The sequence below is a fragment of the Streptomyces sp. NPDC003393 genome (assembly GCF_053589015.1).
Genome location: NZ_JBSFRB010000014.1, coordinates 96,261 through 113,472, shown reverse-complemented (window position 1 = coordinate 113,472; position 17,212 = coordinate 96,261). Strand labels below are relative to the sequence as shown.

Here is a 17,212-nt window from a genome sequence, read left to right as displayed (position 1 = left end):
GCTACCCCTGGTCGGGGTTCACCGGATCGACGCGGGCCTCGGGCGGATCGCCGCTCTCCACCCGGCGGCGGTTCTCCAGCCAGGCCTCGACCGCCCGCCTGGTCTGCTCCAGCAGCTCCCGGAACACGGCCTCGGCGCCCGCTCCGATCACGACCAGGAGGATCTCCATGCCCACGCCCATGTGCCCGGGCGGCCCTCCCGGCCGAGGCCGTTCGAGGATCTGCAGCTGCCCGTCGCGGACCCGGTCGTCCAGCGGTTTCTCGCGTTCCAGCCACGCCTTCAACGCGGCCACGTCGTTGTTGTTCGCGCTCCCGTCCAGCCGGACCCGGATCTCTCGGCCGGCCACGCCATCCCCCTCAGCCATAATTCACCATTCTGACATCACGAACGGCGTCCGGGGAGGGTTCGTACCGATCCATGATCTGACTCTGCGTCAGCTCTGCTCCTGCAATTGCCGCAGCTGACGCCGCACGTCGTCCAGCGCACCCCGCCGTCGGCCGGGAACACGCCCGCGCAACTCGGCGAGAACAGGCCCGAGTTCCCGGGCCCGCGCGGCATCGCGGATCCGTCCCCACTGGTGGTGCGCCCGGTCGACGGCGGCCTCCACCGCGGGCTCCTCGGCGCTCTGCCCCATGGCCAGCCGGGTTGCGGCGACCGTCAGCCAGGCACGGCAGCTGCGGGCCGCGTCCCCCGCGAACATGGCCAGGTCCGCGCGGACCTCCGTCCAGTGCAGCGCGTCCTCGGAGGCCGCCCCGTACGCCCGTACGGCCGCCTGCTCCCAGCGGGCGGCGAGCGCGTCGGCGTCGCCGTGCCGCCCGGACTCGACCCAGGCGGCGATGGCGGCGTGCGGGTCGGCCCCCGCCGGCCGGCGCGCGGTGAGCACGATCCCCGGACCGACCTGCACGCCGGCCCCGACGGCACCGGCCCCGTCCGCACCACCGGACAGCCGCGCCAGCGCCTGCTCGTGCAACTGCTCCAGCGGCGGCCGGTGCCCGCTGCGCAGGATCGTCGCCACCGCCTTCATGTACGCCGGGACCGCCACCGTGCGCCGGGACGGCGGTGGCGCGACGCGCCCGTACACGGCGACGGTGCGGCCCGCGTCCAGCGGGCGCTGCCGCAGCTGCCGCCAGCTCTCCTCGTCCGCGTACAGATCCGCCACCAGCGTGGTCGTGCCGTCCGGGCGCAGCCGCAGCTCCTCGCGCAGCCAGTGCCAGGGAAGCGCGGTGTAGCGGACGGTCGCGGGCGTGGTGCGGGCCAGCGCCAGGTGCGGCAGGCGCTGGCGACGGTCGAGTTGCAGCTGTCCGGTGACGAAGACGGTCAAAGGGCCGGGGGACGCCGCGGCGGCGCGCAGCCGGGTGAGGACGGCCTGCGGCTCCACCGGGTCGGCGAGTTCGACCACGCTCGCGGTGCCGGTCCCGGCCAGCACGGCCGGCTCGACGGCCGCCAGCACCGGAAGCACGGACGCGGCGTCCACCAGACGCCCCCTGCCCACCGGCGAGGCCGCGAGCAGCAGCACCGTTCCAGGCATGGTCCCCCCGCGTCGTCGGTCGCGTACGGACAGCACCGTAACCGCAGGGACCGCTGCGCCGGCAAAGACGGGTGGGAATGTGCGTCCGCCGACTTGCCGGGGATCCGCCCCCGGTGTGCTCTGGTAGGCGGGGGCGACGAGGAGAGAGGAGCGCTCTCATGGCTCATCCGGCACCTGTTTCCGCCCGCACCACCAGCCCGGCCACCCGTCAGCCCCGTACGCCCGCCCTCTTCAGCCACCGGGCGCACACCGTCGGACGGTGGGCGGGGCCCTTCGCCATCGGCCTCGTCTACGGCTACTGGGCCGCGGCCAACCGGCGTTCCGGCGGACCGATCACGACCGGGAACCTGGTGTTCGGCTTCGTGACCGTGATCGTCTTCACGGTGCTGCTGGCGGGCGTGCTGTACGTGGCCCCGCGACTGCCCCGCGAGCTGCACGCCTTCGTGTGGTTCCTGTTCTCCGCCGCGGCCTTCGGCTTCCTGTACAACCAGTCCGGGGAGAGCGTCCTGCTGACCATCGGCCTGTCGATCGGGTTCGGCGCTCTCGTAGGGCTGTTCTGCTTCTACTGGTTCTACACGCACGAGGACGCACGGGGTCACCGCACCCGCTGACGCACCAGGCCCCGCTGGACGGCGCCCACCGGCAGAGACCGGGCGCGGCGGGCCTGTGCCGGGTTCCGCGCCAGGCCTGACCCACCGTCGCCGGACACTCACCCCACGTCACCCGAATGCCGCCTCTCCGGTGGCGGAGCCGATGCCGGCGGCCTTCGCTGAAAGGGTGTCCCGACCTCTGCGAAGCGGCCTGTCGGCCGTGCTGATCACGCTGTCGTGCCTGCTCGTGCCGTTCGGCGCGCTGTCGGCCTGGGCGGCGTACGGGCTCACGGACACGGGCCGCTACGTCACCACGATGGCCCCGCTCGCCGCCGACCCGGACGTGCGCGAGGCGGTCGCGGACACGGTCGGGGACGGGATCCTGGACGAGCTCGGCCGTCAGGTGGACGCCAAGGTGATGCGGGTGACGGTGGCGCCGTTCGTGCGCGACGCGCTCCAGTCGTTCACCCAGACCGCCGCCTTCCGCACCGCGTGGAACGAGGGCAACCGGGCCGCCCACGACGCCGTCCTGCGCGCCCTGCGGGACGACTCGCGTGGGGGTGACCGCCCGGTCACCGTCGACCTCGCCCCCGTCACCGCCCACGTCAAGGCCAGGCTCACCCAGGACCATGTGGCGCTCGCCGGCCGCATCCCCGTCGAACACGCCGAGGTCGCCCTGGTCCCGGCCCAGGAGCTGGGCCGCCTGCGGAAGGGATTCCACGTGCTCGAAGTCGCCGGCTTCTGGCTCCCCGTCGCGGCCGTGGTGTTCGCCGTCGCCGGGATCGCGCTGGCCGCCTGCCGCCGCCGCGCGCTCACCGCGACCGCTCTCGGCATCGCCCTCGGCGGCGGACTGCTCGCCCTCGCCCTCGCCGTGGGCCGCAGCCTGACCCTGGCCGACCTGCCCGACGAGGTCTCCCGGCCGGCCGCGGCCGCCGTCTACGACGCCCTGACGGCCACCCTGCGCACCGTCTCGTGGCTGCTGGTGGCCCTCGGCCTGACCGTGGCCGCCCTCACCTGGCTCACCCGCCGCCGCACGGTCCGGGCCGGACGGGGCGGCCGGCCCCGCCCACGCACGCGCCTGCGCCTCCTCCTGGGACGCCGCCGCGCCTCCGCAGCCGCCACGCAGACCCAGCCGCCGGAGCCGACACGCGTCGACGCCTGATCTCCTGGCGCGCGCGGGCCGTGCCTCGTAGGCTCCAGGGCCGTGGCCGCGACCCAGTACGAGACCGACCGAACCGTCCGGGAAGGGCTTCGGGGAGGGCGTGCGAGGGGCCGGGCGTGGTGCGCGGGGCTGCTGTTCGCCGGGGTGAGCGTGGTCGTCGGCTGCCGGCTCGCCGACAGCGACGGCGTGACACCCGTGCCGCAGCTGCTCGCCTTCCTCCCGTGGCTGCTCGTCCCCACCGGCCTGGGGCTGGCGCTCGCCCTGCTCGGCCGCTGGTGGTTCGGGACGGTGTGGGGCGTGGTGGTCCTGGGTCTGCTGGCGTGGTTCATCGAGCCGTACGGAAGGGTGGCGGAGCCGACCGGCGCCCCGGTCGCCCATCTCCGCGTCCTCACCTCGAACGTCGAGTTCGGCCGCGCCGCGCCGGCCCTCGTCCCGGTGATCGGCCGCGAGCGGCCCGACATCGTGTTCGTCGAGGAGTGCGACTACGCGTGCCAGGACCTGGTGCGGCAGGACGTCGGAGGCGACTACCCCTATCGCCGGGCCGTGGCGGCGGCCGGCTCCAAGGGCTCGATCATCCTCAGCAAGTACGCGCTCAAGGGCACGGACGGGGTACGCGGCGAACTGGGCATGCCGGGCGCGGTCGCCGACGTACGGGGGCATCCCGTGCGTCTCCAACTGGCGCACCCCAGACCGCCGCTGCCCGGCCAGGTCGCGCTCTGGCACCGGGAACTCGGCAGGCTGCGGGCCTTCGCGGCGGCCGACACCGCGACGCCCACCGTCCTGGCCGGCGACTTCAACGCCTCCCAGGACCACGCCGGCTTCCGCCGCATCCTCGACACCGGCCTGCGCGACGCGGCCCGTCTCGCCGGCTCCGACCGCACCCCCAGCTGGCCGGCCCGCACCACACCCGCCCTGGGCGCCCAGATCGACCACGTGCTGGTCTCGGACGAGTTCTCCGCGGACCACGCCCGCTTCCTGCGCCTGGCCGACACCGACCACCGGGCCCTCCTGGTCGACCTCACCCTGCACGTGCCCCGGACCGCCGCGACCCGGCCTTGACACGGCCCCGCCCCCGGTGTTCTCCCCTGCTCAAGATCGTCACCAGGGGCCGCTAACCTTACGTGTCCGTCCTGGCCAGGGATCGACGGGAACAACTCACGCGAAGGGTTGCGCACATGGGCATTCTCACTCGCCTGCGGAACGCGTTCGGCCGCTCACGCAAGGGGCGCACGGCCGAAGCAGAGGGTGTGGAACACGTTCCCACCCAGGAGGCGTCCCCCGCGGTCGCCCAGCACCCCGAGCCGAAGGCCCAGGTCCCGTCCCCGGGCCCGGAATCCGCCCCGGAGCCCTCGCCCTCGGTACCGGCCACGGCCCAGGTGCCCGACCCCCGCACCGCTCCTCGCGAGGAACGCGACGAGCACGGGGAGCACGAGCTGGTGGCAGCGGCCTTCGACAAGGTCACGGTCCCCGCACAGGCGAAGCCGGCGGACCCGACGGAGGAGACGCCGCCTCAGGCCCAGGACCCGGCGCCCGAGCCGGCGGCGGAGGCGGAGCCCGCGCCGGAGCTGGAACCGGAGGCAGAGACAGAGGCAGAGCCCGCGCCGGAGGCAAAGCCGGTGGCGGAGGCGGAGCCGGAGCTGGAACCGGAGCAGGAGCCCGAGCCGGCCGCGACTGCCGAGGCCGAGGAAGCGCCGGAGACGGCGGAGACAGCCGAGACGGCCGAGGCCGAGGAGACGGCGGACACGGCTGACACGGCGGAGAAGAACGCCCCGCGAGCCGCGGACGCGGAGGAAGCCCCACAGGGGACACCCGCACCCGGCGCCGAAAGCCGCACGGCCGATGATGCCGACGATGCCGATGGGGACGAGAGCCCGGCCGAAGGCGAAGCCGAGGCCGCACCGCAGGCAGCCGCCATGCCCGCCACCCCCCTCACCCGTCTGAAGTCCCGCGCCCCGGGCCTCGCCACCGCCTACAAGGCCGCCGGCGCCGCCCTGAAGAAGAACGACCTCACCGGCGCCCGCGCCAAGGTCTACCTCGTCCTGGACCGCTCGGCCTCCATGCGCCCGTACTACAAGGACGGCTCCGCCCAGGCCCTCGCCGAGCAGACCCTCGCGCTCGCCGCCCACCTCGACCCCGAGGTCACCGTCCACGTGACGTTCTTCTCCACCGAAGTGGACGGCACGGCCGACCTCACCCTCGCCGACCACGAGAACAGGATCGACGAGGTCCACGGCTCCCTGGGCCGGATGGGCCGTACGAGCTACCACGCGGCGGTCGAAGAGGTCCTCGCCCACCACGCGAAGTCCACGGACGGCGCGGCCACCCCCGCCCTGGTGATCTTCCAGACGGACGGTGCTCCCGACGCCAAGACCCCCGCCACCCAGTCCCTCACCCAGGCGGCGAAGGACCACCCCGCCGTCTTCTTCTCCTTCGTCGCCTTCGGCGAGCACGACAACAAGGCCTTCGACTACCTCCGCAAACTGAAGACCGAGAACACCTCCTTCTTCCACGCGGGCCCCGCCCCGCGTGAGCTCACCGACATGGAGCTCTACGAGGGAGTACTGGCCGCCTGGCGCCCGTGACCCACCGGAGCCACCAGCACACCCCGCGCCGCCCGCTTCCGCCCTGTAGAACGGGAAGCGGGCGGCGCACCCGTGTCGGCTACGATTTCAAGGTTCGTAGACGAATCGGACGGCCGCGCGGGCCGGCCGGTCGTCACCCCACGTAGCGACTTGGGAGCAGCCCCCGATGGCTCGACACCTCATCACCAGCGCCCTTCCGTACATCAACGGGATCAAGCACCTGGGCAACATGGTGGGGTCCATGCTCCCGGCGGACGTGTACGCCCGGTACCTGCGCCAGCGCGGCCACGAGGTCCTGTACATCTGTGCGACCGACGAGCACGGCACCCCGGCGGAGCTGGCGGCCAAGGAGCAGGGCCTCCCGGTCGACGTGTTCTGCGCCCAGGCGCACGATGCGCAGAAGGCCGTCTACGACGGCTTCCAGCTGGCCTTCGACTACTTCGGCCGCAGCTCCTCCCCGCAGAACCGCGACATCACCCAGGAGATCGCCCGCGAGCTCAAGGCGAACGGCTTCATCGAGGAGCGGTCCATCCGCCAGGTGTACTCCAACGCCGACGGCCGCTTCCTGCCGGACCGCTACATCATCGGCACCTGCCCGCACTGCGGCTACGACAAGGCCCGCGGCGACCAGTGCGAGAACTGCACGCGCGTCCTGGACCCGACCGACCTGATCGACCCGCGCTCGGCCATCAGCGGCAGCAGTGACCTGGAGGTTCGCGAGACCAAGCACCTGTTCCTCCTGCAGTCGGCCCTGGCCGGCGAGGTCGAGGCATGGGTCGACGAGCGCGCGGACGACTGGCCGCTGCTCGCCTCCTCCATCGCGCGCAAGTGGCTCACCGAGGGCCTGCACGACCGCGCGATCACCCGCGACCTGGACTGGGGCGTACCGGTCCCCGCCGACACCTGGCCGGACCTGGCCGCCGAGGGCAAGGTCTTCTACGTCTGGTTCGACGCCCCCATCGAGTACATCGGCGCGACGAAGGAGTGGGCGGACCAGGACCCGGAGCACCGGGACTGGCGTTCGTGGTGGTGGAAGTCGGACGCGGACGTCCACTACACGCAGTTCATGGGCAAGGACAACGTCCCCTTCCACAGCGTGATGTTCCCGGCCACCCTGCTGGGCACCCGCTCACCGTGGAAGAAGGTCGACGTCATCAAGGCCTTCAACTGGCTCAACTACTACGGCGGCAAGTTCTCCACCTCGCAGCAGCGCGGCGTCTTCACGCACGACGCGCTGGAGATCCTGCCCGCCGACTACTGGCGCTACTTCATGATGGCCAACGCCCCCGAGTCGGACGACGCGTCCTTCACCTGGGAGCACTTCACGGCCACGGTGAACAAGGACCTCGCCGACACCCTCGGCAACTTCGTCAACCGCGTCCTGTCCTTCTCCCGCAAGCGCTTCGGCGACGAGGTGCCGCAGGGCGGCGAGCCCGGCGAGGCGGAGACGCGGCTCGGTGCGGAGATCACGCGCCTCCTGGCCGAGTACGAGCAGCACATGGAGGCCATCCAGTTCCGCAAGGCGGCAGCGGCCCTGCGCGCCCTGTGGTCGGCCGGCAACTCCTACCTGGAGGAGAAGGCCCCCTGGCTGGAGATCAAGACGAACAAGGAGGGCGCGGCCCTGACCCTCCGTACGGCGATGAACCTGATCCGCCTCTACGCGGTGGTCTCGGAACCCTTCATCCCGACGACGGCCAAGGCGATGCGCGCCGCGTTCTCCCTGCCGGACGACACGGCGACCTGGGTGACTCCCGCCGAGGCGACATCCCTGACCGCCCTCCCCGCCGGCACGCCGTTCACGGTCCCCCCGGTTCTCTTCGCCAAGCTCACGGACGACGACCTGGCGGCGTACAAGGAGCGCTTCGGCGGCGAGGCGCAGTAACCGCAGCGAAGCGGACCACGTCTCCAGGAGAAGCCGGCCGCGTAACACGCTCGCTACAGCTCGGGGCCCGGGAGAAGGAAGGCCTTCTCCCGGGCCCCGGGCTTTGCGAAGATCGCCGACGGACGACGACCACCGCGGCCGCCGTCACTCGTGTGGGGGGACCTTCCATGGGACTGTTCGGCAACGCGCACAGCATCGACCCGGCCCAGGCACAGCAGGAGTACTCGCGTCTGCTGGGCCAGGGCGAGCAGGTGCACGCCGCCTTTCTGCTGATCCGCGACACCATCCTGTTCACCGACCGGCGCCTGATCCTGGTCGACAAGCAGGGCATCACCGGCAAGAAGACGGAGTACCACTCCGTCCCGTACCGGAGCATCACGCACTTCTCCGTCGAGACGGCCGGCCACTTCGATCTCGACGCCGAGCTGAAGATCTGGCTCTCGGGCTCCGCGGCCCCGATCGAGAAGACGTTCACCAAGGGCGTCGACATCTACGAGGTCCAGGCGATCCTCACCCAGTTCGTCGCCAGGTAGCCGGGCGCGGACTCGGCCGACGGCCCAGGGGGAGGTCAGCTTCCGGACGCGTACGCCACGAAGTCCGCCCACGCCTCCGGGGCAAGGGCGAGGCGGGGTCCGGCGTTCCGGTACTTGGAGTCGCGGACGTGGACGGTGCCGGGGGTGGTGGCGACCTCAAGGCAGGAGTCACCGTCGGGTCCGTCGCTGTAGCTGCTCTTGAACCACGCCAGTTCGGAGGCATCTCTGGCGGCGGGCTTGCGGATCATGTCTCTCCCAGCAGTTGCTCGATGAACGCCAGCGACTCCCCCGGCGGAAGAGCCTGGGCCCGGATGGTGCCATACCGCAGTTCGAGGACGCGAAGCTGCCTCGGATCGTGCGTCGGACGGCCGTTGCACGCGCCGTCGGAGCGTCCTACGGCCGTACCGTCCTCGAACTTCAGCACTTCGATCCTGCCGCTCATGCCGGGATGTGGATCGCTGTCCATCGGCATCACCTGGAGGGTGACGTTGTTCAATTGCCCCACCTCCAGCAAGCGTTCGAACTGCTGTCGCCGCACCATTGTGCCTCCAACCTTGCGGCGTAGCGTCGCCTCCTCCAGGACGAAGCTGAGGGAGGGTGCGGGACACCGGTCGTAAATGGCTCGGCGAGCCATGCGGGCGGCCACCCTTCGTTCCAGGTCCTCAGGGGTATAGGCGGGTTGCCACGACTCCAGCAGGGCACGGGCGTGCTCGGGAGTTTGCAAGAGACCAGGGATGCTGCTGCACACGTAGATCCCGATCTCGACCGCCCGCGCCTCCATCTGGGCCAGGTCCCGCACCTTCTTCGGATACCGGACCTTGGCCACGTCCTCCTTCATCGCCGAGAGCAGCCCACCCGCGCCCAACACCTCGTCCGCCCTGTCCAGAAACTCAGGCCGGGGAATCCGCTTGCCGCTCTCGATCTTGTAGACGAGGTCCTCGCCGTACCCCACGGCCTTGCCGAACTCGCCGGCCCGCATCCCCACCGCCTCGCGCCGCAGCTTCAACTGCCTCCCCACGGTGGCGACCACGGCCACGCCCCACTCGTCGTCGGGGTCCACCTCCCACCCCGGCTCGTCAGCCTCGGTCCTCAGCCGCCGAACCTCACCGTCCACCGACATGCGCGCCCCTCCGTCGTACCGCCGTGCACCAGCCACGCACTACCCGTTCGCACCGCCCCGACAAGCCCGGACACCACCGGACAAGGACCGGACAGTCACCGTACGCAACCGTGATGTCACGCCCCACGGTAGGCGCGTCCGGCCACGCTGAGTGACGTGAATCGGAAACTCCCCCAGTCCGGCAGCCCCATCCGCAACTTCAGCGTCCTGCTGTCTCCCACCCCCCGGGGCGCCCGCCTCGCCCGCCTGCTCGCGACCAAACAACTGCGTACCTGGGGAGTGCCGTTGGACCCGGCGCGGCTCATCGTGGCGGAGCTGGCCACGAACGCCGCCACGCACGGCCGCGTCGCGGGCCGGAACTTCCAACTCCTGCTCTACGTCGTCGGTCAGACCCTCCGCATCGAGGTCACGGACACGCGCGGTGACCGACTGCCCCGCCTCCGGCCGGCCGATCCCACCGAGGAGGCGGGACGCGGCCTGACCCTCGTAGCCGCCCTCGCCGACCGCTGGGGAGTCACCCACGGCCTCCCGCCCCGCAAGACGGTCTGGGCCGAACTCACCGTCACCGCTCCGCTGTCACCGGAACGTGGCCGCCCACTCCCCGGTCGGACCTGCGCTCCCTATGCACTACCCACTGACGAGAAAGGATCCCTCCAAGCCCCACCCCTCCCTCCCGCCGGGCAAACTCACCCCCGCGAGTGAATATGCCCAAGTGAGCTGGATCCGGGACCGGTTGCCTGCCCTACGCTCAGCGCCAGCAGCACACGAACAACCCCAGACATGGAACGGCCCTCGCCGGGACTGGCATCCCAGTGCGAGGGCCTGACCACCGAGGAAGATCGGACCTTCCCGATGGACACCGAAAACCCTAGCGCGCCCGCGCGCGCCCAGTCCCGTATCCGGGGCAAGAACCACCCCGGCGGGCAGCCCGTGGCCGGCGTCGCCCACGACCACGTCCGCCACACCGAGAACTTCACGGTGATCGGCAACGACCTGGCCCAGCACCCGGAGCTGTCCCTGCTCGCCATCGGACTGGCCTGCTACATCCAGTCGGTGCGGCAGGGCACCGCCGTCGACATCAAGACCCTCGCCGCCCGCTTTCCCGAGGGCCCCACCCGCATCGCCGCCGCCCTGCGGGAACTCGAAACGCACGGCTACCTGCGCCGCACCCGCGAGCGCACCCCCACCGGCCGGATCGTCACCCGCACGGTGTCCTGTAACCGGCCAGGTCACCGGGCTGCCCGGGAGCAGGCCGCCCGCAGGCCCTCGCGGCGGACGGCGCCCGACGAGCCCGCGTCCCGCAAGCGGCGGCTGCCCGCCGTGCCCCAGCCGTCGCGCCCCTGGCCCGCCCTGCTCCAGGCGGCCCTCGACGTCCTGGCCGGCCTGCGCCGCCACGACCCCCGGCTGCTCCTCTCCGCCACCGAGGCGGAACACCTCGCACCCGGCGTCGCCGCCTGGCTGGAACGCGACCTCACCCCCACCGCCGTACGCCACGCCCTGACCGCGAACCTGCCGAACGAGCCGCTGATCCGCCCGGCCGCCCTGCTCGCCCACCGCCTGACCGCTCAGCTCCCGCCCGCGCCACCACTCAGGCCCTCGGCCGCACTGGCCCCCGAGCCCCGACACCCCCTCCAGACCTGCGACGGCTGCGACCGCGCCTTCCGGGCGCCTCGGCCGGGCAGGTGCCGTGAGTGCAGAGAGGTGGACGACCAAGTGCCGCACATCTCTGACGGCGGTGAGATCCGCGCGGCAGGATGAGCCGTGGCCGCAGAACTCACCGGCGTACCCTGCACACTCACGGCGTCCATCCGTACCCGACAGGACTTCATGTGCTGCCTTCCTTCGCCGCGAACGGATTCCTTCCGCTGGGCCGCTACTCCGTCTCCTTCGACGAGGCCGAGGCCATGCTGGTCAGCGCACCGGAGTTCCAGGACTCCGAAACACGCCAGTCACTGTGGGGCGGACTGCATGGCTATCTCGATCGCTTCTTCACGCTGGAGGACGCCTACGCAGACGTCATGGACGGGCGTACGCTCATCCACAGGCTGTGGCTCGGCGGCAGCTTCGTGAGCACGAAGCCCGATCCTGGGAACATCGATGCGACTCTCCTGATCGACGTGCGTGCCGAGCGCGCCGTGCGCGGCAGACCCGGATCCAAATGGCTGACCACCGCTTTCCAGAGCCGGGACAACATGCTGCGCAAGTTCGGAGTCTCACCGGTCAGGGTCGGGTACCAGCCCGTCGGCCATGTCTTCCGGCCGGAGCGCTTCACCGCCGAGGAACGGACATACTTCATGGAACGGGGTGTGTGGGACGACTGGTGGCAGCGCTGCCGACTGCCCGGTCAGACGGACCGCTCTCCGTCGCCAGAGAGTGCCGCCCCGGCTCGCGGATACCTGGAGGTACGACTGTGACCACCGGCGACAGCTGGCGTGAGCGCAGGCGTGCGCTGCTCGGGGACGATCCGGCAGCAGCCGAGATCGCTGCGCGCCTCCTCGAGGAAATGGGCACCGAGGAACGGGACGACGAGGAGGTTGAGGCGGAGCACCGCGCCAGCCGCCTTGCGGCGGTACATGCCTACGAGCCCGACGCCCGCCTCGACGAGGAGCTGCGCCTGCGGCTGACCGGGCCGGACACTGAACGGGGCGCTCTGCGCTTCCAGTGGGGCGACGCTCTGCTGAACCCGGTGGAGAACGCCATTTCCGTCGCAGCGGGCACTCCGGTCCAGCTGGAGCTCACGGGCATCTCAGCTGGCAGCACTGTGGTCCATGCGCGTCCCGTGCCGTCCGTCGTTCTCTCCGAGCCTCCGGCCATGGACGCTCCCGCCACATCGGCCGCGAGTACCGGCATGCACATGCTCACCAGACTGCTCAATGCGCTCGAGGCCGAACAGGACGTCCGTGAGTGGTCGCGCCTCTTCGACGCGGTGGACGCCCTGGCCCGGGCTCTGGGCAAGTACGGTCTCGACCTGGGAATGACCTGGTACGGCGCCGACGGTGGCATGCGCAGGGCTCAGCTCACGGAGCGCGGCAGACGATATGTCGAGCGGCTTCGTGAGACGAGGCCCCGGGACCAGGAGATCATCATCTCGGGCCGCATCACGGAACTCCGCGAAAGCGGCTGGGTGAAGGTCAAGACGGGAACGGCCAGGAACGCCCAGGCCTACGACGTCCACTTCGAGGAACCGGAGGAACTGCTCCGCATGCGTCCGGGCCTCGGGGACAACGTGCATTTCCGGGTCCGCTTCCGTCAGCGCCTCGACGCGGTGGGTATCGCCCGGTCGACCGAGTACACGTATCTCGGCCCAGCGGCGGAACAGTCGTCTCTGCCGCTTGAACCCTGATCAGGGTGACCCATTGCGCGCTCAGACCTTGCCCGAGGACGAACACCGGCTGGTTCCCCGCCCCGAGCACACACCCGAAGCCCTGCGCGCGGCACTCGCCGTCGTGGCCCCGGGCCGCCTCGCGGAAATGCAGGCCACGAAGGACGAGGCGTTCGCCAGGGCGATCGAGTGGCAGTCCGTGAGCGCCGTACAGAGCTGGGGTGCTGACACCAGAGAACAACGTCATGCGCCGTGCGTGAACAACGGGGACGTAGGCCGGGCGAGCAGACGAAGGCGCCCGGGACCGGCATGGTCCCGGGCGCCTCAGCGATCCGTGTGCCGCCTACTTCGGCTGCGGCTTGCGCACCGACAGGTGCAGTTCCTTCAGGCGGGACTCGTCCAGCTCCGTCGGGGCGCCCATCATCAGGTCCTGGGCGTTGCCGTTGAGCGGGAAGGCAATGGTCTCGCGGATGTTGGGCTCGTCGGCCAGGAGCATGACGATCCGGTCGACGCCGGGGGCGATGCCGCCGTGCGGCGGGGCGCCGAAGCGGAACGCCCGCAGCATGCCGGCGAACTTCTCCTCGACGGTCTCACGGTCGTAGCCCGCGATCTCGAAGGCCTTGAGCATGATGTCCGGCTCGTGGTTCCGGATCGCGCCGGAGGACAGCTCGACGCCGTTGCAGACGATGTCGTACTGCCAGCCCAGGATGTCCAGCGGGTCCTGGGTCTCGAGGGCCTCCAGGCCGCCCTGCGGCATCGAGAAGGGGTTGTGGGAGAAGTCGATCCCGCCGGTCTCCTCGTCCTTCTCGTACATCGGGAAGTCGACGATCCAGCAGAAGCGGAACACGTCCTCCTCGAAGTGGCCCGCCCGGCGCGCGGCCTCCACCCGCACCGCGCCCATGATCTTCGAGACCTCGTCGAACTCGCCCGCCCCGAAGAAGACGGCGTGACCGGCCGACAGGGACAGGCGCTTGGTCAGCTCCGCGACGTTCTCCTCGGTGAGGAACTTCGCGATCGGGCCGGCCAGGGAGCCGTCCTCGCCGACCCGGACCCACGCCAGGCCCTTCGCGCCCTGCGCGACCGCGTAGTCCCCCAGCTGGTCGAAGAACTTCCGCGGCTGGTCCTGGACCGCCGGGACCGGCAGCGCGCGCACGTGCTTGCCCGCGAACGCCTTGAACTCCGAGCCCTCGAAGACGTCCGTGATGTCGACGAGCTCCAGCTTGGCGCGCAGGTCCGGCTTGTCGGAGCCGTACTTCAGCATCGCCTCGCGGAACGGGATGCGGGGGAAGGGCGAGGTGACATGGCGGCCATCCCCGAACTCCTCGAACAGCTCCGTCATCAGCTTCTCGACCGGCTGGAAGATGTCCTCCTGCTCGACGAAGGACATCTCGATGTCGAGCTGGTAGAACTCGCCCGGCGAGCGGTCCGCGCGGGCGTCCTCGTCACGGAAGCAGGGCGCGATCTGGAAGTAGCGGTCGAAGCCGGAGATCATCAGCAGCTGCTTGAACTGCTGCGGCGCCTGGGGGAGCGCGTAGAACTTGCCCGGGTGCACACGGGAGGGGACCACGTAGTCGCGGGCGCCCTCGGGAGAGGTGGCCGACAGGATGGGCGTCGCCATCTCGTTGAAGCCCATCGCGGCCATCTTCTGGCGCATGGCCGAGATCACGGCCGTGCGCAGCATGATGTTGCGGTGCATGCGCTCGCGGCGCAGGTCCAGGAAGCGGTGCTCCAGGCGCCGCTCCTCGTTGACCCCGTCCTCGGTGTTGATCGTGAAGGGCAGCGGGGCCGCGGCGCCGAGCACCTCGACCTCGCCGACCTCGATCTCGATCTCGCCGGTCGGCAGATCCGGGTTCACGTTCTCGGTTCCACGTGAAACAACGCTGCCGTCGATCCGGACGACCGTCTCCTTCGACAGCTTGTCCAGCGCCTCGTACGCGGGCGTGCCGGGGCGGGCGACCAGCTGCGTGATGCCGTAGTGGTCGCGCAGATCGATGAAGAGGATGCCGCCCAGGTCGCGCCGATTGTGCAGCCAGCCACTGAGCCGGACGCCGGTGCCGACGTCAGAGGCGCGGAGCTCGCCGCAGGTGTGGGACCTGTACCGATGCATCGTCGTTCATCCAGTCTTCGCGGATCGGGGATCGCCGGGCAGGGACACGGACCGGCCCGGACCTACCAAGGGTACCGGCCGCCCCACGCTCGGCTCTCCCCCATTCACGCGGGGCGTCGGTGCCATGCGCGCGAGGGGCCGGCGACGGTTCCCGGGCCGCGTGCCCGTACGCCTACGGTGGCAGTGTTCGAGAGCCTGTTCTTAGAGTGGGGCAATGCGCACTGGTGAGCACTCCCTTCCCGCCGTGGGGGACGTTCTCGCCTCCCTCGGGACCGGAGTGTGGCACTGGGACACCTCCACCGGTCTGGTCACCGCCGACGCCGAGGCGGCACGGCTGCTGGGGCTGCCCGCCGAGGAGGTCACCCTCACCGAGGCCCAGGTGCGCTCCCGTCTGCACCCCGTCGACTGGAACGAGATCACCGGTGTGGTGCAGCTGGCCGTCGCCGAAGGCACCCTCGCCGAGGTGCGCATCCGGATCATGGACGAGCGGGGCCGCATCATCCGGGTCGTCCGCAGCCGCTCCCGGCCGACGTACGACCGGCGCAAGAAGACCTACGAACTGATCGGCACTCTGCAAGAGGTCACCGAGCCGACACCGGGCTCCCCGGCCGGGGGCAGCACGGTCACCGGCGACTGGCGGCGCTCCCGGGAGGCGTTCCTGCTGGACGCCGGACGGGCGCTGGCCGAGGCGCGGTCCACGGCGGAGGTGCTGCGGGTGGCGGCCGGGCTGTCGATGCCGGGCTTCTCACCGGACGGCCTGGCCGTGTTCGGGGTGGAGGGCGACTGGCTGACGATCATCGGCCACCACGGGCAGCGGCCCGGTGACGAGGGCCCCTTCGTGCACATGTCGCTCGAGACGGACTACCCGGCCGCCGAAGTGGTGCGCACCGGCCGCGCCGTCTATCTCTCCTCCCCGGAGGAGTACCGGTCCCGCTACCCGCTCACCTGGCCGCTCGCCCAGCGCTTCAACCGCCGTTCCTGGGCGTTCCTGCCGCTGACCGCGTCCGGTCGCACGATGGGCGCCTGGATGGCCGCCTTCACCCACCCGGTCGCGTTCACGCCCGACGAGCGTTCGGTGCTGACGACGGTGGCCCGGATGCTGGCCCAGGCGCTCTCGCGGGCCGGGACCGCGGAGACCGAGCGCGAGCTGAGCGAGGGTCTCCAGCGCTCGATGATGCCCACGCTGGGTCCCGAGGTCCCCGGCATGGAACTGGCCGCCCGGTACGTCCCCACCGGCGGCGGCCTCCAGGTCGGCGGCGACTGGTACGACATGATCCCGCTGCCCGGCGGACCCGCCCGCAGCCGCACCCAGGCCGGATCGGGACGGTTCGCCCTGGTCATAGGCGACGTCCAGGGCCATGACGTGCGCGCCGCCGGCCTGATGGGCCAGCTGCGCATCGCCCTGCGCGCCTACGCCTCCGAGGGCCACCGCCCGGACGCGGTCCTCACCCGCGCCTCCCGGTTCCTGCACGGCATCGTGAGCAGCGCCGCCGAGGACGGCGAGCTCACCGACCTGCGCTTCGCGACCTGCCTGTACGCCGAGGTCGACCCCCGCACGGGAGTCCTGGACGTGGCCCGCGCCGGGCACCCGGAGCCGGTGATCCGCCTGACGGACGGCACGGTCCTGATGCGTCCGACGGCGGGCGGCCTGCCCCTGGGCGTCGACCCGGACGCCGACTACCCGACGACCCGGTTCACGCTGCAGCCCGGTGAGACCATGATGATCTGCACGGACGGGCTGATCGAGACCGGTGGCCACGACCTGGACACCGGCTGGCAGCGCGTCCGTACGATCCTGGAGCAGCACGAGGGCGACACCGAGGAGCTGGCCGACGCGCTCGTCCAGGGTGTGCACGGACCGTCCTCGCACTACACCACCGGACCGCTCGCCGACCGTCGCGAGGACGACATAGCCGTGCTGCTCCTGAACCGGCACCCCGAAGCCCCCGGTGGCGCGGTGGCGGTTCGGCCCGAGGTCCGGCGCACCCTCCTCACGGTCGCGCAGGCCGAGCCCGAGCGGGTCTCGGTCGCCCGGCAGCAGCTGCGGGAACTGCTGCACGACTGGTCGCCCACGGAGCAGGTGGACTCCGCGGTGCTGCTGCTGTCCGAGATGCTGACCAACGTCCTCGTGCACACCGACACCGACGCGCTGCTGCTCGCCGAGGTGAGCGGCGACAAGGGCGAGCGGCGGATGCGGGTGGAGGTCACCGACGCGGGCGAGGAGCTCCCGCACAAGCGCCGGCCCGGCGAGCTGGCCTCCTCCGGGCGCGGGCTGCTGCTGATCGAGCTGCTGGCGGACACGTGGGGCGTCGAGCCGCGGGGGGTGGGCAAGAGCATCTGGTTCGAGCTGTACGAGCCGCCGCGCGACAAGCTGTGAGCACCCGTC

Annotated in this window: 16 protein-coding genes; 11 read left to right on the top strand and 5 right to left on the bottom strand. The window is 71.3% G+C overall.

Annotated elements, in window-relative coordinates; genetic code table 11:
• Position 1: 1 nt before the first annotated feature.
• Positions 2-364 (bottom strand): effector-associated constant component EACC1, encoded by a 363-nt coding sequence (locus ACWDUZ_RS16635; protein ID WP_451632527.1) that lies wholly within the window; start codon positions 362-364, stop codon positions 2-4.
• Positions 365-433: 69 nt separating this feature from the next.
• Positions 434-1,528: a hypothetical protein gene (locus ACWDUZ_RS16630; protein ID WP_451632526.1), complete on the bottom strand. Its 1,095-nt coding sequence runs from the start codon at positions 1,526-1,528 to the stop codon at positions 434-436.
• A gap of 158 nt (positions 1,529-1,686) precedes the next feature.
• Between ACWDUZ_RS16630 and ACWDUZ_RS16625 the strand changes: the two genes are divergently transcribed.
• The 6 genes from ACWDUZ_RS16625 (at position 1,687) to ACWDUZ_RS16600 (ending at position 8,277) form a co-directional block, all read left to right on the top strand.
• Positions 1,687-2,139 (top strand): hypothetical protein, encoded by a 453-nt coding sequence (locus ACWDUZ_RS16625; RefSeq protein ID WP_451632525.1) that lies wholly within the window; start codon positions 1,687-1,689, stop codon positions 2,137-2,139.
• Positions 2,140-2,305: 166 nt separating this feature from the next.
• Positions 2,306-3,280 (top strand): hypothetical protein, encoded by a 975-nt coding sequence (locus ACWDUZ_RS16620; protein WP_451632524.1) that lies wholly within the window; start codon positions 2,306-2,308, stop codon positions 3,278-3,280.
• Between the two features lie 42 nt (positions 3,281-3,322).
• Positions 3,323-4,339 carry an endonuclease/exonuclease/phosphatase family protein gene (locus ACWDUZ_RS16615; protein ID WP_451632523.1) on the top strand — a complete coding sequence of 339 codons (1,017 nt, stop codon included), beginning with the start codon at positions 3,323-3,325 and terminating at the stop codon, positions 4,337-4,339.
• Between the two features lie 116 nt (positions 4,340-4,455).
• The gene (locus ACWDUZ_RS16610) at positions 4,456-5,862 is read left to right on the top strand and encodes a VWA domain-containing protein (protein ID WP_451632522.1); all 1,407 of its coding nucleotides are present in this window, start codon (positions 4,456-4,458) and stop codon (positions 5,860-5,862) included.
• A 166-nt stretch (positions 5,863-6,028) separates the two neighbouring features.
• Positions 6,029-7,744, top strand: coding sequence for a methionine--tRNA ligase (metG, locus tag ACWDUZ_RS16605; RefSeq protein ID WP_451632521.1), 1,716 nt, complete (start codon positions 6,029-6,031; stop codon positions 7,742-7,744).
• 167 nt (positions 7,745-7,911) lie between these two features.
• On the top strand, positions 7,912-8,277 hold the full coding sequence (locus ACWDUZ_RS16600) for a PH domain-containing protein (RefSeq protein ID WP_451632520.1): 366 nt from the start codon (positions 7,912-7,914) through the stop codon (positions 8,275-8,277).
• A gap of 35 nt (positions 8,278-8,312) precedes the next feature.
• Here the strand turns inward: ACWDUZ_RS16600 and ACWDUZ_RS16595 are convergent, their stop codons facing one another.
• Positions 8,313-8,525 carry a DUF397 domain-containing protein gene (locus tag ACWDUZ_RS16595; RefSeq protein ID WP_451632519.1) on the bottom strand — a complete coding sequence of 71 codons (213 nt, stop codon included), beginning with the start codon at positions 8,523-8,525 and terminating at the stop codon, positions 8,313-8,315.
• Positions 8,522-9,397 (bottom strand): helix-turn-helix domain-containing protein, encoded by an 876-nt coding sequence (locus ACWDUZ_RS16590; RefSeq protein ID WP_451632518.1) that lies wholly within the window; start codon positions 9,395-9,397, stop codon positions 8,522-8,524. Before ACWDUZ_RS16590 ends, ACWDUZ_RS16595 begins: the two co-directional genes overlap by 4 nt.
• 156 nt (positions 9,398-9,553) lie before the next feature.
• Between ACWDUZ_RS16590 and ACWDUZ_RS16585 the strand changes: the two genes are divergently transcribed.
• The 4 genes from ACWDUZ_RS16585 to ACWDUZ_RS16570 all read left to right on the top strand — a co-directional run bounded on the left by ACWDUZ_RS16585 (position 9,554) and on the right by ACWDUZ_RS16570 (position 12,740).
• Positions 9,554-10,099, top strand: coding sequence for an ATP-binding protein (locus ACWDUZ_RS16585; protein WP_451632517.1), 546 nt, complete (start codon positions 9,554-9,556; stop codon positions 10,097-10,099).
• Between the two features lie 150 nt (positions 10,100-10,249).
• Positions 10,250-11,155, top strand: coding sequence for a helix-turn-helix domain-containing protein (locus ACWDUZ_RS16580; RefSeq protein ID WP_451632562.1), 906 nt, complete (start codon positions 10,250-10,252; stop codon positions 11,153-11,155).
• A gap of 71 nt (positions 11,156-11,226) precedes the next feature.
• Positions 11,227-11,811 (top strand): DUF6932 family protein, encoded by a 585-nt coding sequence (locus ACWDUZ_RS16575; RefSeq protein ID WP_451632516.1) that lies wholly within the window; start codon positions 11,227-11,229, stop codon positions 11,809-11,811.
• On the top strand, positions 11,808-12,740 hold the full coding sequence (locus ACWDUZ_RS16570; RefSeq protein WP_451632515.1) for a hypothetical protein: 933 nt from the start codon (positions 11,808-11,810) through the stop codon (positions 12,738-12,740). Before ACWDUZ_RS16575 ends, ACWDUZ_RS16570 begins: the two co-directional genes overlap by 4 nt.
• 322 nt (positions 12,741-13,062) lie before the next feature.
• On the opposite strand, the gene aspS is transcribed toward ACWDUZ_RS16570, so the two are convergent.
• Positions 13,063-14,826: an aspartate--tRNA ligase gene (gene aspS, locus ACWDUZ_RS16565; RefSeq protein WP_451632514.1), complete on the bottom strand. Its 1,764-nt coding sequence runs from the start codon at positions 14,824-14,826 to the stop codon at positions 13,063-13,065.
• A 214-nt stretch (positions 14,827-15,040) separates the two neighbouring features.
• Here aspS and ACWDUZ_RS16560 point away from each other — a divergent pair, with 214 nt between their 5' ends.
• On the top strand, positions 15,041-17,203 hold the full coding sequence (locus ACWDUZ_RS16560; RefSeq protein WP_451632513.1) for a SpoIIE family protein phosphatase: 2,163 nt from the start codon (positions 15,041-15,043) through the stop codon (positions 17,201-17,203).
• Positions 17,204-17,212: the final 9 nt, after the last annotated feature.

Bases quoted from the DNA above. Each gene is read 5' to 3' on its own strand.
- ACWDUZ_RS16635 (WP_451632527.1), bottom strand. From the start codon at position 364: ATGGCTGAGGGGGATGGCGTGGCCGGCCGAGAGATCCGGGTCCGGCTG.
- ACWDUZ_RS16630 (WP_451632526.1), bottom strand. From the start codon at position 1,528: ATGCCTGGAACGGTGCTGCTGCTCGCGGCCTCGCCGGTGGGCAGGGGG.
- ACWDUZ_RS16625 (WP_451632525.1), top strand. From the start codon at position 1,687: ATGGCTCATCCGGCACCTGTTTCCGCCCGCACCACCAGCCCGGCCACC.
- ACWDUZ_RS16610 (WP_451632522.1), top strand. From the start codon at position 4,456: ATGGGCATTCTCACTCGCCTGCGGAACGCGTTCGGCCGCTCACGCAAG.
- metG (WP_451632521.1), top strand. From the start codon at position 6,029: ATGGCTCGACACCTCATCACCAGCGCCCTTCCGTACATCAACGGGATC.
- ACWDUZ_RS16600 (WP_451632520.1), top strand. From the start codon at position 7,912: ATGGGACTGTTCGGCAACGCGCACAGCATCGACCCGGCCCAGGCACAG.
- ACWDUZ_RS16595 (WP_451632519.1), bottom strand. From the start codon at position 8,525: ATGATCCGCAAGCCCGCCGCCAGAGATGCCTCCGAACTGGCGTGGTTC.
- ACWDUZ_RS16590 (WP_451632518.1), bottom strand. From the start codon at position 9,397: ATGTCGGTGGACGGTGAGGTTCGGCGGCTGAGGACCGAGGCTGACGAG.
- ACWDUZ_RS16580 (WP_451632562.1), top strand. From the start codon at position 10,250: ATGGACACCGAAAACCCTAGCGCGCCCGCGCGCGCCCAGTCCCGTATC.
- aspS (WP_451632514.1), bottom strand. From the start codon at position 14,826: ATGCATCGGTACAGGTCCCACACCTGCGGCGAGCTCCGCGCCTCTGAC.
- ACWDUZ_RS16560 (WP_451632513.1), top strand. From the start codon at position 15,041: ATGCGCACTGGTGAGCACTCCCTTCCCGCCGTGGGGGACGTTCTCGCC.